Origin of the sequence: Streptomyces sp. NPDC059787, from assembly GCF_042732315.1 — a bacterium.
Taxonomy (GTDB): Bacteria; Actinomycetota; Actinomycetes; order Streptomycetales; family Streptomycetaceae; genus Streptomyces; species Streptomyces atrovirens.
Genome location: NZ_JBHWHX010000012.1, coordinates 26,065 through 40,058 on the forward strand (window position 1 = coordinate 26,065; position 13,994 = coordinate 40,058).

The 13,994-nt window shown below is 71.4% G+C and carries 13 protein-coding genes and 1 pseudogene; 7 read left to right on the forward strand and 7 right to left on the reverse strand.

From position 1 onward, the window contains the following. Positions 1–24 precede the first annotated feature (24 nt). The 3 genes and pseudogenes from ACFV5H_RS13810 to ACFV5H_RS13820 form a co-directional block, all read right to left on the reverse strand. On the reverse strand, positions 25–483 hold the full coding sequence (locus tag ACFV5H_RS13810) for a peroxiredoxin (protein ID WP_385056192.1): 459 nt from the start codon (positions 481–483) through the stop codon (positions 25–27). After that, positions 480–861: pseudogene (locus tag ACFV5H_RS13815) on the reverse strand (MauE/DoxX family redox-associated membrane protein). Before ACFV5H_RS13815 ends, ACFV5H_RS13810 begins: the two are co-directional and overlap by 4 nt. A 77-nt stretch (positions 862–938) precedes the next feature. Continuing rightward, positions 939–1,433, reverse strand: coding sequence for a MarR family winged helix-turn-helix transcriptional regulator (locus tag ACFV5H_RS13820; protein ID WP_385056185.1), 495 nt, complete (start codon positions 1,431–1,433; stop codon positions 939–941). A 428-nt stretch (positions 1,434–1,861) separates the two neighbouring features. Between ACFV5H_RS13820 and ACFV5H_RS13825 the strand changes: the two genes are divergently transcribed. Further along, entirely contained in the window at positions 1,862–2,638 is a 777-nt protein-coding gene (locus ACFV5H_RS13825; RefSeq protein ID WP_385056182.1) for an NPP1 family protein, read from the forward strand. A gap of 80 nt (positions 2,639–2,718) precedes the next feature. Beyond that, positions 2,719–3,654: a hydroxymethylbilane synthase gene (gene hemC, locus ACFV5H_RS13830; RefSeq protein WP_385056180.1), complete on the forward strand. Its 936-nt coding sequence runs from the start codon at positions 2,719–2,721 to the stop codon at positions 3,652–3,654. 8 nt (positions 3,655–3,662) lie between these two features. On the opposite strand, the gene ACFV5H_RS13835 is transcribed toward hemC, so the two are convergent. Further along, positions 3,663–4,184 (reverse strand): hypothetical protein, encoded by a 522-nt coding sequence (locus ACFV5H_RS13835; RefSeq protein ID WP_385194772.1) that lies wholly within the window; start codon positions 4,182–4,184, stop codon positions 3,663–3,665. Between the two features lie 498 nt (positions 4,185–4,682). On the opposite strand from ACFV5H_RS13835, the gene ACFV5H_RS13840 reads away from it, so the two are divergent. Continuing rightward, positions 4,683–5,480, forward strand: a complete 798-nt coding sequence (locus ACFV5H_RS13840; RefSeq protein ID WP_385056174.1) for an RNA polymerase sigma factor SigF — start codon at positions 4,683–4,685, stop codon at positions 5,478–5,480. Between the two features lie 24 nt (positions 5,481–5,504). Here the strand turns inward: ACFV5H_RS13840 and ACFV5H_RS13845 are convergent, their stop codons facing one another. Then, positions 5,505–5,831: an ANTAR domain-containing protein gene (locus ACFV5H_RS13845; protein WP_385056246.1), complete on the reverse strand. Its 327-nt coding sequence runs from the start codon at positions 5,829–5,831 to the stop codon at positions 5,505–5,507. Between the two features lie 242 nt (positions 5,832–6,073). On the opposite strand from ACFV5H_RS13845, the gene ACFV5H_RS13850 reads away from it, so the two are divergent. Beyond that, positions 6,074–6,877 (forward strand): VOC family protein, encoded by an 804-nt coding sequence (locus ACFV5H_RS13850; RefSeq protein WP_385194775.1) that lies wholly within the window; start codon positions 6,074–6,076, stop codon positions 6,875–6,877. Positions 6,878–6,897: 20 nt separating this feature from the next. Here the strand turns inward: ACFV5H_RS13850 and glgX are convergent, their stop codons facing one another. Together glgX and ACFV5H_RS13860 are read right to left on the reverse strand one after the other, a co-directional pair. Then, the gene (glgX, locus tag ACFV5H_RS13855) at positions 6,898–9,042 is read right to left on the reverse strand and encodes a glycogen debranching protein GlgX (RefSeq protein WP_385194777.1); all 2,145 of its coding nucleotides are present in this window, start codon (positions 9,040–9,042) and stop codon (positions 6,898–6,900) included. Next, positions 9,039–9,551: a pep a2 gene (locus ACFV5H_RS13860; RefSeq protein WP_381231475.1), complete on the reverse strand. Its 513-nt coding sequence runs from the start codon at positions 9,549–9,551 to the stop codon at positions 9,039–9,041. The genes glgX and ACFV5H_RS13860 overlap by 4 nt, the downstream gene beginning before the upstream one ends. A gap of 352 nt (positions 9,552–9,903) precedes the next feature. Here ACFV5H_RS13860 and ACFV5H_RS13865 point away from each other — a divergent pair, with 352 nt between their 5' ends. The 3 genes from ACFV5H_RS13865 (at position 9,904) to treS (ending at position 13,992) form a co-directional block, all read left to right on the forward strand. Next, complete coding sequence (locus ACFV5H_RS13865) at positions 9,904–10,206, forward strand: DUF5133 domain-containing protein (protein WP_385056166.1); 303 nt, start codon at positions 9,904–9,906, stop codon at positions 10,204–10,206. A 73-nt stretch (positions 10,207–10,279) separates the two neighbouring features. After that, on the forward strand, positions 10,280–12,277 hold the full coding sequence (locus ACFV5H_RS13870; protein ID WP_385194780.1) for an alpha-1,4-glucan--maltose-1-phosphate maltosyltransferase: 1,998 nt from the start codon (positions 10,280–10,282) through the stop codon (positions 12,275–12,277). Continuing rightward, the gene (treS, locus tag ACFV5H_RS13875) at positions 12,274–13,992 is read left to right on the forward strand and encodes a maltose alpha-D-glucosyltransferase (RefSeq protein WP_385194783.1); all 1,719 of its coding nucleotides are present in this window, start codon (positions 12,274–12,276) and stop codon (positions 13,990–13,992) included. Before ACFV5H_RS13870 ends, treS begins: the two co-directional genes overlap by 4 nt. Positions 13,993–13,994: the final 2 nt, after the last annotated feature.

Sequence of the window (13,994 nt, forward strand, 5' to 3'; positions counted from 1 at the left end):
AACCGCGAGGTCCGCCCGGGCGTGCTACGCGCGGAGCGCGGCGAGCGCCCGGTCCGCGTGGGTGTTCATCCGCAGTTCGCTGCGCACGACCTCCAGGACGGTGCGGTCCCGGCCTATGACGAAGGTGGCCCGTTTCGTCGGCGCCAGGGCGATCCCCCGCTTCACGCCGAACCGCTCACGGACCGTGCCGTCGGCGTCGGACAACAGGGTCATGCCGAGGGAGTGCCGTCCGGCGAACTCCGCCTGCCGTTCGACGGCGTCCGCGCTGATGCCCACCGGCCGCGCGCCCACCGCGGCGAACTCGGCGGCGAGGTCGCGGAAGTGGCAGGCCTGCGCGGTGCAGCCGGGGCTCAGCGCGGCCGGGTAGAAGAACAGCACCACCGGCCCCTCGGTGAGCAGCTCCGAGAGCCGGCGGACGGTGCCGGTCTCGTCCGGGAGCGCGAAGTCCGGGGCCGTGTCGCCCTTCTCCACCCGCCCGCTCACGACCTGCCCTCCGCGCCCTTGGCGACGCCGCGCGCCCACAGCACCAGCGGCACCTGCAGGGGCAGCCGGCCGAGGGCCGCGGCCCTCTGCGGGGCGGGACGGTGCCGCCAGTCGACGGCCATCTTCACGTTGGCGGGGAACACGCCGACGAAGAAGGCCGCCGAGGCCAGCGCGGCGGCCTTGCGGGTGCGGGGCAGCGCCAGCCCCGCAGCCAGCGCGAGTTCGACGGCGCCGCTGGCATGGGTCCAGGTCCGGGGCGAGCCGGGCAGGGAGCGCGGCACGATGTGGTCGAACTGGCGGGGGGGCTGCGAAGTGGGCGGCGCCCGCGACGGCCAGCAGGCCGGCGAGCAGCAGGGGCGAGCGTTCGGACCGGGACACGGTTCCTCCTCTGATGACCTGCCGCGCGATATTACCCGACGGTAAGTACCGTGCGACACCGGCCACGGGGCCCGCCGTCAGGCGCCGCGGGCGGGTTCCGGCTCCTCGGCGGCATAGGCGAGGAAGTCGTCGACCATGCGGTGGAAGAGGGTGGCGAGCTGCCGCAGGTCGTCGGGCGACCAGTCGGCCAGGGCCGCCTGCATGCCGCGGACCCCCGTCTCCCGGATCCGGGCGATGGCCTCCCGGCCGGCCCCGGTGAGCTCGATGCGCTGGGCGCGGCGGTCGTCGGGGTCCGGGACGCGGGTGACATGGCCGGACTTCTGCAGCTGCTGCACCGTGCGGGTGACGTGCGAGGCCTCCACACCCAGCCGGGCGGCCAGCTCCCCCGGCCGCATCGGCTCGGTGTCCGCCATCTGCCGCAGCAGTGCGACGGCGGCCCGGTCCAGCGGCACACCCGCCAGGGCCATCAGCCGCTCGTGCTGGCGTGCGCGCGTGCTCAGGTAGGTGAGGCGGTGGAGCGCGCGCTCGATCTCGGCCACTTCCTCAGGGGCGGGGACGTCGGGTGTGGACATGCGCCGCACTTTACCATCTCATTGCGTAACTCAATCAATCGCCCGCGCTCCCACAGCCGGCGGGCGATGGCCCCCCTCACCAGGACGGCACGGCCGTCCCGCGCGCCCGGTCCGGGCGGGAGACCACGGCCGGCACCCCGGGCCCGGCCGCCGGCCGTCGTCCCCGGCACCGGGCCCACGGCCCCGGCCGGCGAGGCCCGTCACGGCTCCCGCACCCCGGAAGGCGTGCCGCGTCGGCCGCTCCGGCCGCACCCGAGGAGGCGGCGGCCGGCGCCCCGGCGCGATCCGGGGCCCGGCGCGGCAAGTGTTGGGCCGCGCTTCACCAGCGGTACCCCTGCGCCCTCTTGGCATGTATACGTCCAACCGGGATGCTGAACTCCCCATCCCCCCACAGCCGTTGGCTGCGCCCGGACCACGAGGAGGACGCAGTGCCGTCGAGCACGTTCCGAACGCACCGCAGGAGATGGCTGACCGGCCTCGCCGGCGCGGCCGCGCTCGTCATCGCCTTCCCCGCCACCGCCTTCGCCGCACCCCCTCCCGCCCTGCCGGCCGACGCGGACGCCCTGGAGCGGACGTACCAGCCCGCCTACGACTACGACACCGACGGCTGCTACCCGACGGCGGCGATCGGCCCGGACGGCTCCGTCAACACCGGCCTCAACCCGACCGGCGCCCTCAACGGCAACTGCCGTGACGCCTCGGACCTGGACAACACCAACGGCTACTCCCGCTCGAAGTGCAACAACGGCTGGTGCGCCGTCCTCTACGGCCTGTACTTCGAGAAGGACCAGGCCCTGCCGGGCGTCGGTCTCGGGGGGCACCGCCACGACTGGGAGCACGTCGTGGTCTGGGTGCAGAACGACACCGCGCAGTACGTGTCCACGTCCAACCACGGGTCCTTCACCGTCCACGCGCGGTCGGCGGTCCGCTTCGACGGCACGCATCCGAAGATCGTGTACCACAAGGACGGCATCGGCACCCACTGCTTCCGCCTCGCGAGTTCGGGCGACGAGCCGCCGGAGAACCACAGGGGCAGCTGGCAGTACCCGACGCTGGTCGGCTGGAACGGCTACCCGGCGGGACTGCGCGAGAAGCTCAGCTCGTACGACTTCGGCAGCGCCCATTTCGGCCTGAAGGACGGCAGCTTCGCCTCCCACCTCGCCGCGGCCAAGCCCTCCGGCATCCCCTTCGACCCGAACGCCTGACCGCGCACGGCTCGTTGACGCCGGGGCGCCGTTCGGCGTCCCGGCACGGGCGGGCCCCTTCGAGGGTCTATGGTGTCGGCATGTCCGCCCCCGAACTGATCCGTATCGTCTCCCGCGACTCGCCCATGGCGCTCGCCCAGGTGGAGCGCGTCCGGGCCGAGTTGGCCGCCGCCCGTCCCGGTGTGCGCACCGAGGTCGTACCGGTGAAGACGACCGGGGACAAGTGGCTCGGCGACCTGTCGGCGGTGGAGGGCAAGGGCGCGTTCACCAAGGAGGTGGACGCCGCGCTGCTCGCCGGTGAGGCGGACCTCGCCGTGCACTGCGTCAAGGACGTGCCCGCCGACCGGCCGCTCCCGGCGGGCACGGTCTTCGCCGCGTTCCTGAAGCGGGACGACATCCGCGACGCCCTCGTGCACCCGGACGGCCTCACCCTGGACGAACTCGCGCCCGGCACCCGGATCGGCACCTCCTCGGTGCGCCGGGTCGCCCAACTGGCCGCCACCCACCCGCATCTGCGGTGCGTGCCGCTGCGCGGCAACGCCAACCGGCGGCTGGCGAAGCTCGCCGCCGGGGAGGCGGACGCCCTGCTGCTCGCGGTCTCCGGCCTGGAGCGCATCGGCCGCGCCGACGTGATCAGCGAGGTGCTCTCCCCCGAGGCCATGATGCCGCCCATCGGCGCGGGCATCCTCGCGCTGCAGTGCCGTGAGGGCGACACCGGCCTGATCGACGCGGTCGGCGCCCTCGGCCACCCGGACACCCATCGCGAGGCCGCCGCCGAACGCATGTTCCTGCACGTGCTGCAGGGGCACTGCAACAGCCCGATCGCCGGCTACGCGCGGGTGAACCGCGGCGGCGAACTGTCCCTGCAGGCGTGTGTCTTCACCCCGGACGGCAAGACCCGGCTGAACGCGCACGAGTGGGCGGGACGGCTCGACCCGGCCACGCTCGGCACCTCGGTCGCCGTGGCGCTGCTGCGTCAGGGAGCCCGCGAGATCATCGACGGCATCCCGCACTGACGCGACGCTCAGGCGGTGCCTTCCTCCGCCTGCTCCTGCAGGAAGACGCTCACCTGCTGGGCGAGGCTCTCCCGGCACGCGCCCGCGGGCGCCCCCGCGGGCCCCTCGTGCACGCCGATGCCGCCCGCCCACAGCCGGCGCCCGGCCCACTCCTCGTCGACGCGCAGCTGGACCTGGACGTCGACCTGGCTCAGGGCCGCCTCGGGGCCGGCCGCGTAGAGGACGGCGGTGGCGCGGCGCAGCGGGTAGACGTCGAATCCCTCGATGAACTGCGAATTGCGCCAGTCGATGAACGCGCTCTCACCGTCGGGGCCGGTCCGTACGTCGATCTGGCCGTCCTCGACGTGAATGGAGAAAGGCCGGTCGCCACGGTTCTCGACGGTCACGCGGACACTGAAGTACGCCAGCCCCTCGGCGGCGTCGTCCCGTCCCCTCGGCGGTTCGCCGGATTCCAGACGGTGGACGCGGACCCGCAGACCGGCATGCTCGTCGTACTCCTGCCAGTCCCCGACCACGTTCGGCTCGTACACAGTGCACCTCTCGACTTCTGTCCGCTGTTTCCTATCTGTGGCCTCGGCGCACTGTCAAATGAGCGGAATGCGCTCTGGTCAGGCGGTTCGCCCGATCTGAGCGGTGATCAAGCGCTGCGCTGGAGGAATCCCCCGGCCGGCCGGCCGGCGGCCGGCGAGGGCGTGCCGCACATCACGTCCGGCGCCGTGATCACCGGCGCGCCGTCCGGGCGGTCCGTGACGGCGGGGACGGGCCGGTCCGGAGCCGCCCGCCCCGCGGCGGGGAATTTCACGCCGTGAATTCACTCGATTTCACACTGTGCGCTTTCCTGTGATTTTCTCCGCAGAATTCCGGGAAACGTTTTGGAATGACGGATCGCGGGGAAGGGAGTTCTCAGTGCTTCGGACAGGAGGCACGTCCGTGGGAACCGCTTCGCCGGCCGCGGGCCTGTCGTGGTCCGAGCCGCCGCTTCCCACGGGTTCTGTCCATCCGGCACCCCGCTCAGGGAGGTGCGCGTGATGCGTACCGTCAGTCCCAGGAAGCAGCACCCCCACGACGACGCCCCCGACACGGCAGGGGACTTCGCACGCCTGGCCCGGCTCCCCGAAGGGCCCGAACGCAGGATGCTGCGTGACGCGCTGGTCACGGCCTGGCTGCCCATGGCCGAGCGCATCGCCGTCCGTTTCCGGGGCCGCGGTGAGGCCCTGGAGGACCTGTACCAGGTGGCGGCCCTCGGTCTGGTCAAGGCGGTGGACCACTACGACCCGGCGCGCGGCAACGCCTTCGAGGCGTACGCCGTGCCGACGATCACCGGCGAGATCAAGCGCCACTTCCGCGACCACATGTGGACGCTGCACGTGCCGCGCCGGGTCCAGGACCTGCGCAACCGTGTGCGGCACGCGGCGAAGGAGCTGGCGCAGACCACTCCGGGCCGCTCTCCCACGGTCGCCGAGATCGCCGCGCACACCCTGCTGACCGAGAGCGAGGTGCGCACCGGGATGGAGGCCCTGGAGTGCTTCTCCGCGCTGTCGCTGGAGGCGGAGATGCCGGGCACCGACGGCTACGCCCTGGGCGACGCGATCGGCGGCCCCGATCCGGCCTACGACACCGTCGTCGACCGGGTGGCGGTGCGGCCCTGCCTGGAGGCGCTGCCGGAACGTGAGCGGCTCATCCTCTATCTGAGGTTCTTCCGGGGGATGACGCAGAGCGACATCGCCGAGCAGCTCGGTATCTCGCAGATGCACGTCTCCCGTCTGCTCAGCGGCTGCTTCGCCCATCTGCGCGAGGAGCTGTTCACCGGGGCCGAGGCCGGCTGAGCGGGACGGGCTCCGCGGGACGCGTCAGCCCTCCGGCGGCGCGCCCGGGATCTGGGTGGGACCGAGCCGGTCCAGGACCTCCTCCAGCACCGTCCGCACCTCCGCCGGCAGGAGCCCGGTGCGTCCCCAGACGAGGATCAGGTCGGCCACGTTGCGGAGCTTGATGTTCGTGCGCTGGGAGACCTCCTTCAGCACGGTCCAGCCCTGGTCGGGCGAGACCCGCCCGAGCGCGACCATCATGCCGATCGCCTGGTCCACCACCGCGTGCGAGACGACCGCGTCCTTCAACTGCTGGACTTCTTCCTCCAACTGGAGGATACGGTCGGCGCCCCCGTCCGTGGGCATGGTCACCTCCGGGTCCGGTGTGCCGCTCTCATAGTGCCTTCGCACAGTGCTTGAGTGCCTTCACCCAGTGTCCGATCCATCCATCGTCGCCACTGCGGCCGCCCTGCGCCACCGGGGTGGCCCGGGGCGGCGGGGCCACCGTTTCGGTGCCGCCGCCGGGGTACTCGGCAGGCGCCCGGAGGGGTACCGGGCGGACACTGGTGCCATCCGGGTGGCTGCCAGGCCGACGAGATCAGGACGCGACTGCCATGAACCACGACATGCCCTCCCCCGCCGGCGCGACGGACGTCGTCTCGACGCACTCCGTGTTCGGGGCGCCCTGCTGGGTGAGCCTGACCAGCCGTGACATGAAGACGACCGAGGAGTTCTACGGGGCCGTGCTGGACTGGGAGTGGCGCCCGGTGCGCCTCGGCGACCGGTTCCGCATCGCCCTGTCCGAGGGCCGGCCGGTGGCCGGGATCGCCGACGTCGCCGGCATGTGGCAGATGGCGGTGGCGTGGACGCCGTACTTCGCGGTGCGCAGCGCCGACGAGGCCGCGGGGCGGGTGCAGGAGCGCGGCGGCACCACGGCGGTCGGCCCGATCTCCCTGCCTCCCGGACGCGCGGCACTGCTGGCCGACCGGGACGGGGCGACGTTCGGGGTCTGGGAGGGCGAGCTGTTCAGCGACTGGCCCACCTGGCGCCGCGCGCAGCTCGCGTTCATCCGGCTGCACACCCGCGACGCCTTCGACGCCGCGATCTTCTACGGCGGGGTCTTCGACTGGGCGTCCGACAAACCGGGCTGCGTCGAGGTGCAGTACGAGGGCGAGGAAGTGGTGCTGCGCAGCGAGGGGGACGTGGTGGCGCGGATCGAGTCGGGGGCGGCGGAGTCGGCCCCCGACCCGACGGTCCGGCCGCACTGGCAGGTGCACTTCGCCGTGAAGGACGTGGCCGCCTGTGCCCGCGCCGCGGAGCGGCACGGCGGCAGTGTGCTCTCCCTGGGCGCCGACGAGGCCGTGCTCCGCGACAACGAGGGCGCCCAGTTCACGGTGACGTCACGCAGCGAGCGCTGACGCCTCGCAGAACCCGCCGGTCACTCCGGCGTACGGGAGGGGCGGGACAGCAGGACCAGACCGCGGGGGCCCACGGTGAGGGTGGTGCCGGCCTTGTGCTCCGCCTCGTCGGGGGTGCCCTCCGGGTCGGCGGTGTCGATCAGGGCCGTCCAGCGCTCGCCGTAGGAGACGGGCGGCAGGCGGAATCCGACGGGCTCCCAGTGGCTGTTGAGCAGCAGCAGGAAGGAGTCGTCGACCAGGCGCCGGCCGCGCGGGCCGGGTTCGGCGATGGCGTCGCCGTTGAGGAACACGCCGACCGAGTGGGCGTCGGAGCGCTGCCAGTCGTCGTCGGTCATCTCCTGCGCGTCGGGCAGCAGCCACACCAGGTCGGGCAGCGGCTGGTCGGCGTGGCGCACGGTCTCGCCCCGGAAGAAGCGGCGGCGGCGCAGCACGGGGTGGGCGAGGCGCAGCGAGATGAGCCTCCGGGTGAAGTCCAGCAGTTCGCGCTGTTCGCCGGTGAGCCGCCAGTCGATCCAGCTGATCTCGTTGTCCTGGCAGTAGGCGTTGTTGTTGCCGCGCTGGGTGCGGCCCAGTTCGTCGCCGTGGGAGAGCATCGGGATGCCCTGGGAGAGCAGCAGGGTGGCGAGGAAGTTGCGCTGCTGGCGGGCGCGGAGTTCGAGCACGGCCGGGTCGCGGGTGGTGCCCTCCACGCCGCAGTTCCAGGACCGGTTGCCGCTCTCGCCGTCCCGGTTGTGCTCGCCGTTGGCCTCGTTGTGCTTGTCGTTGTACGAGACGAGGTCGCGCAGGGTGAAGCCGTCGTGCGCGGTGACGAAGTTGACGCTGGCGCGGGGGCGGCGCCGGTGGTGCGCGTACAGGTCGGAGGAGCCGGTCAGCCGGGAGGCGAACTCGCCGAGGGTGTGTTCCTCGCCGCGCCAGAAGTCCCGTACGGCGTCCCGGTACAGGCCGTTCCACTCCGACCACAGCGGGGGGAAGTTCCCCACCTGGTAGCCGCCCTCACCCACGTCCCAGGGTTCGGCGATCAGCTTGACGCGGCTGATCACCGGGTCCTGCTGGATGAGGTCGAAGAACGCCGACAGCCGGTCCACCTCGTGGAACTGGCGGGCCAGGGTGGCCGCGAGGTCGAAGCGGAAGCCGTCGACGTGCATATCGGTGACCCAGTACCTGAGCGAGTCCATGATGAGCTGGAGGACGTAGGGGTGGCGCATCAGCAGGCTGTTGCCGGTGCCGGTGGTGTCGTAGTAGTGACGCCAGTCGCCGTCCACCAGGCGGTAGTACGAGGAGTTGTCGATGCCCCGGAAGGAGAGCGTGGGGCCCTTCTCGTTGCCCTCGGCGGTGTGGTTGTAGACCACGTCGAGGATGACTTCGAGGCCGGCCGCGTGCAGGGTCTTCACCATCTCCTTGAACTCGGTGACCTGCCGGCCGCGGGTGCCGTGGGCGGCGTAGGCGTTGTGCGGGGCGAAGAAGCCGATGGTGTTGTAGCCCCAGTAGTTGGCCAGGTCGCGGCCCTGCAGCACACCGTCCTGGACGAACTGGTGGACCGGCATCAGCTCGACGGCGGTGACGCCGAGCGAGGTGAGGTGCTCGACCACCGCGGGGTGCGCCAGTCCGGCGTAGGTGCCCCGGAGTTCCGCGGGGACGTCGGGGTGGGTGCGGGTGAGGCCCTTGACGTGGGCCTCGTAGATCACGGTGTCGGAGTAGGGGCGGCCGGGCCGGGTGTCGTCGCCCCAGTCGAAGGCCGGGTCGGTCACCACGCCGAGCATGGTGTGTCCGGCGCTGTCGGCGGGGTCGGGGCCGTGCGGGGCGCGCTCGTACAGCGAGGGGTGGTTGTCGATCTGGCCGTCCACCGCGGTGGCGTAGGGGTCGAGGAGGAGTTTCGCCGGGTTGCAGCGGTCGCCGGCCGCCGGGGCCCAGGGGCCGTGCACCCGGTAGCCGTAGCGCTGTCCGGGGCCGACGCCGGGGAGGTAGCCGTGCCAGACGAAGCCGTCGACCTCGGTGAGCCGTGTGGTGGTGTGCCGGCCGTCGTCGTCGACCAGGACCAGGTCGACGCGTTCGGCTACCTCGCTGAAGAGCGCGAAGTTGGTGCCCTCGCCGTCGTAGGACGCACCCAGCGGGTAGGGGCGCCCGCTCCAGGCGGGCGCCCCTTTCCGGTTCTGTCGCCGGGTCACCGGACCTCCTCCAGGAGGCCGCCCGGCGTTCGTACCCGGCCGGTGAGCGTGGCGACGCTCACCTCGCGGGGGAGGTCCAGGCCCTCGCTCTCGCGCGGGTCGGGCGCGGTCGGTACGAGGGGGACGCGTTCGCCGGCGCGGGCGCGCTGCGAGAACCAGATGACCTTGCTGCCGTTCTCGGTGGCGCAGCAGCCCCAGCCGTCGCTGCTCGCCGCGATGTGCTCGAGGCAGCCGCGCAGTTCCTGGTCGGGGCGCAGGGCGCGGTTGTTGTCACCGATGGCCGTGATGAGGTGCTGGCCGTTCCACCACATCTCGATCGACGTGTTCTTGTCGGTGGCGTGCTCGTCGATGGCCCGCAGCAGCATCTCGGCGCCGCCGCAGACGGGCTCCATCAGATTCTCCAGGTCCCAGAACCGGAGGTGAGCGGCCAGTATGCGGCTGACCTGTCCCACCCTCTCGGGGCTGACTTCCACGTCGAGGTGGTAGTAGCAGGGCACTGCGGTCTTCATGGTCGTTGGCTCCTCACGCGAAGCTCTCGTCCCTCCTCGCCCCCGCGGGGCGAGCCCCCGAACACGGAACGTGAGCGGGTATCGCTTCTGAGTCACTTTTCAGGGTGAGGGGGTTGGTCCGTTCGTGCAACACGAGCGCACACCCGTGACTCCTGGGGCGGCATCCGGACAAGGACGGCACAGCATGCCCCCTCAAGTGGTTGAAAATCCAACAAGACGTTGCGTCATCACCCGTGCACCATGTGTGAAGACCTCGATCGCCGTTACGGGTCCGTGCAGCTGCGCGCACGGCCGCCGCCCGACCGTCGGGACAACGCACCTCGAATCGAGCCCCGGAAAGGTGAACGGCGCCATGCTGCTACCCGCCAAAGCCGAAGTTGCCCGGCAGTTGCGTCGGTACCGGGCCTGGGAACGCGTGATGCTGGCGGCCCCGACCGATCACACGGTACGGGCCACCTTCGAGGACGCCGGCTACACCCTCTGCGTGCTGATGGGCAAGCGCTGCGCGCGGGAGGCGGCGGACGCCGCCGAACGGTATCTGCGCACCACCCTCGTCACCTATCTGCAGGAACAGAACGACACGTCCCGTCCGGCGGCCGCGGTCCGACGGGGACCGCCGGCCGTCGAGCGGCGCTCCCCGGCGGGAAGGCAGTGACCTTCCCGCCGCTGTTTGGTCCCACGCCCGGGCGTCCGCCCGGGCGTCGAGCACGGCGGAGGTGCACAGACCCATGAAGACGACCCGGACCATCGGCCGTGTCCCGGTACGGGACGTCCGGCCGTCCGTGGACTGCGGCAGGCGGCCGGCCAAGGCCGTCGTGGGCGAGACGTTCGAGGTCACTGCCACGCTCTTCCGGGAGGGCCACGACGCGGTCGCCGCCAACGTGGTGCTGAAGGACCCCGAGGGACGTCCGGGGCCGTTCACGCCGATGCGGGAGCTCGCGCCCGGCAGTGACCGGTGGGGCGCGGAGGTCGTCGCGGACGGCCCGGGCCGGTGGATCTACCGTGTCGAGGCGTGGGGCGATCCCGTGACCACCTGGCGCAGGACCGCCGGCATCAAGGTTCCGGCGGGCATCGACACCGGACTGGTGCTGGAGGAGGGCGCCGACCTCCACGAGCGTGCGGCCGCCGGGGTTCCGCCGGACGACGGGCAGGCCGTGGTCCTCGCCGCGGCCGAGACCCTGCGGGACGACTCCCTGCCCTGTGCCACCCGGCTGGCGGCGGCGTTGACGCCGGAGGTGGACGCGGTGCTGGCCCGGCATCCGCTGCGGGAGCTGGTCACCAGCAGTGAGCCGCTGCCGCTGCTGGTGGAACGCGAGCGGGCCCTGTACGGGGCCTGGTACGAGTTCTTCCCCCGCTCCGAGGGCACCCCCGCCCGGCCGCACGGCACCTTCGAGTCCGCCGCCCGCCGCCTGCCCGCGATCGCCGCGATGGGCTTCGACGTGGTCTACCTCCCGCCGATCCACCCGATCGGCACCACCCACCGCAAGGGCCCCGACAACACGCTCGGCGCCGGCCCGGACGACGTCGGCGTGCCGTGGGCGATCGGCTCCCCGGAGGGCGGCCACGACGCCGTCCACCCCGACCTGGGCACCCCGGAGGACTTCGCCCGGTTCGTCGCCCGGGCCGGTGAGCTGGGGCTGGAGGTGGCCCTCGACTTCGCGCTGCAGTGCTCCCCGGACCACCCCTGGGTGCACAAGCACCCGGAGTGGTTCCACCACCGCCCCGACGGCTCCATCGCCTACGCGGAGAACCCGCCGAAGAAGTACCAGGACATCTACCCCATCGCCTTCGACGCCGACCTCGACGGCCTGGTCACCGAGACCGTCCGGGTGCTGCGGCACTGGATGGACACGGGGGTGCGGATCTTCCGCGTCGACAACCCGCACACCAAACCGGTCGTCTTCTGGGAGCGGGTGATCGGCGAGATCAACCGCGCCGACCCCGACGTGATCTTCCTGGCCGAGGCGTTCACCCGCCCCGCGATGATGCACACCCTGGCCCAGATCGGCTTCCAGCAGTCCTACACCTACTTCACCTGGCGCACCACCAAGCAGGAACTGACCGAGTACCTCACCGAACTGTCGGGGGAGGCCGCCTCCTACATGCGGCCCAACTTCTTCGTCAACACCCCCGACATCCTGCACGCCTACCTCCAGCACGGCGGACGTGCCGCCTTCGAGGTCCGCGCCGTCCTGGCCGCCACCCTCTCCCCCACCTGGGGCATCTACAGCGGCTACGAACTCTGCGAGAACACCCCCCTGCGCGACGGCAGCGAGGAATACCTCCACTCCGAGAAGTACCAGCTCAGACACCGGGACTGGGAGACCGCCGAACGCGAGGGCCGCACCATCACCCCCCTCATCACCCGGCTCAACACCATCCGGCGCGCACACCCCGCGCTCCACCGGCTCAGGAACCTCCGCTTCCACCGGACGGACAACGACTCCGTCATCGCGTACAGCAAGCGCAGCGGCTCCGATGTCGTGCTCGTGGTCGCCAACCTCGACCCGCATCACCCCCAGGAGGCCACGGTCTCGTTGGACATGCCGCAACTCGGCCTGGACCGGCACGAGTCGGTACCGGTGCGCGACGAGCTCACCGGCGAGACCTACCACTGGGGCAGCGCCAACTACGTGCGGCTGGAGCCGGGGCGGGCTCCCGCGCATGTCCTGCACGTACCGAGACCGCCCGCCGCACAGCGAAACGGAGGGCCAGGAACGTCATGACCGTGAACGAGCCGGTGCCGGACACCTTCGAGGACACACCGGTCAGGGACCGGGATCCGGAGTGGTTCAAGCGTGCCGTCTTCTACGAGGTGCTCGTCCGCTCCTTCCAGGACAGCGACGGTGACGGCATCGGCGACCTGAAGGGTCTGACCGCCAAACTGGACTACCTGCAGTGGCTGGGCGTCGACTGCCTCTGGTTGCCGCCCTTCTTCAAGTCCCCGCTGCGTGACGGCGGTTACGACGTGGCCGACTACACCGCCGTCCTCCCCGACTTCGGCGACCTCGCCGACTTCGTGGAGTTCGCGGACGCGGCGCACCAGCGCGGGATGCGCGTGATCATCGACTTCGTCATGAACCACACCAGCGACGAACACCCGTGGTTCCAGGAGTCCCGCAAGGACCCCGACGGCCCCTACGGCGACTTCTACATGTGGGCCGACGACGACAAGGGCTATCCGGACGCGCGGATCATCTTCGTCGACACCGAGGCCTCCAACTGGACGTACGACCCGGTGCGGGGGCAGTACTACTTCCACCGCTTCTTCTCCCACCAGCCGGACCTCAACTACGAGAACCCGCGCGTGCAGGAGGAGATCCTGGCGGCCCTGCGCTTCTGGCTGGACCTGGGCATCGACGGTTACCGGCTGGACGCGGTGCCGTACCTCTACGCGGCCGAGGGCACCAACTGCGAGAACCTGCCCGCCTCGCACGCCTTCCTGAAGCGGGTCCGCAAGGAGATCGACGCCCAGTACCCGGACACGGTGCTGCTGGCGGAGGCGAACCAGTGGCCGGAGGACGTCGTCGACTACTTCGGCGACTACGCCGCCGGGGGCGACGAGTGCCACATGGCCTTCCACTTCCCGGTCATGCCGCGCATCTTCATGGCCGTGCGCCGTGAGTCCCGCTACCCCGTCTCCGAGATCCTCGCCAAGACCCCGGCCATCCCGTCGGGCTGCCAGTGGGGCATCTTCCTGCGCAACCACGACGAGCTGACCCTGGAGATGGTCACCGACGAGGAACGCGACTACATGTGGGCGGAGTACGCCAAGGACCCCCGCATGCGCGCCAACATCGGCATCCGCCGCCGGCTCGCGCCACTGCTGGACAACGACCGCAACCAGATCGAACTCTTCACCGCCCTGCTCCTCTCCCTGCCGGGCTCGCCGATCCTCTACTACGGCGACGAGATCGGCATGGGCGACAACATCTGGCTCGGCGACCGCGACGCCGTACGGACCCCCATGCAGTGGACGCCGGACCGCAACGCCGGATTCTCCTCCAGCGACCCGGGCCGGCTGTTCCTGCCGACCATCATGGACCCGGTCTACGGCTACCAGGTCACCAACGTCGAGGCCTCCATGGCCTCCCCGTCGTCGCTGCTGCACTGGACCCGCCGGATGATCGAGATCCGCAAGCAGAACCCGGCGTTCGGCCTCGGCTCCTACACCGAGCTGCCGTCCTCCAACCCGGCCGTCCTCGCCTTCCTGCGCGAGTACGAGGACGACCTGGTGCTCTGCGTCAACAACTTCTCCCGCTTCTCCCAGCCCACCGAGCTGGACCTGCGCGAGTTCGACGGACGGCACCCGGTCGAGCTGTTCGGCGGGGTGCGCTTCCCGGCCGTCGGCGAACTGCCGTACCTGCTGACCCTCGGGGGCCACGGCTTCTACTGGTTCCGGCTCACCCGAGTCGCGTCCCGCATCGGCCGACGACTGTGAGC

Coding starts and splice junctions, on each gene's coding strand:
- ACFV5H_RS13850 (WP_385194775.1), top strand. CDS start 6,074: ATGAACCACGACATGCCCTCCCCCGCCGGCGCGACGGACGTCGTCTCG.
- ACFV5H_RS13860 (WP_381231475.1), bottom strand. CDS start 9,551: ATGAAGACCGCAGTGCCCTGCTACTACCACCTCGACGTGGAAGTCAGC.
- hemC (WP_385056180.1), top strand. CDS start 2,719: ATGTCCGCCCCCGAACTGATCCGTATCGTCTCCCGCGACTCGCCCATG.
- ACFV5H_RS13820 (WP_385056185.1), bottom strand. CDS start 1,433: ATGTCCACACCCGACGTCCCCGCCCCTGAGGAAGTGGCCGAGATCGAG.
- ACFV5H_RS13870 (WP_385194780.1), top strand. CDS start 10,280: ATGAAGACGACCCGGACCATCGGCCGTGTCCCGGTACGGGACGTCCGG.
- treS (WP_385194783.1), top strand. CDS start 12,274: ATGACCGTGAACGAGCCGGTGCCGGACACCTTCGAGGACACACCGGTC.
- ACFV5H_RS13865 (WP_385056166.1), top strand. CDS start 9,904: ATGCTGCTACCCGCCAAAGCCGAAGTTGCCCGGCAGTTGCGTCGGTAC.
- ACFV5H_RS13840 (WP_385056174.1), top strand. CDS start 4,683: ATGCGTACCGTCAGTCCCAGGAAGCAGCACCCCCACGACGACGCCCCC.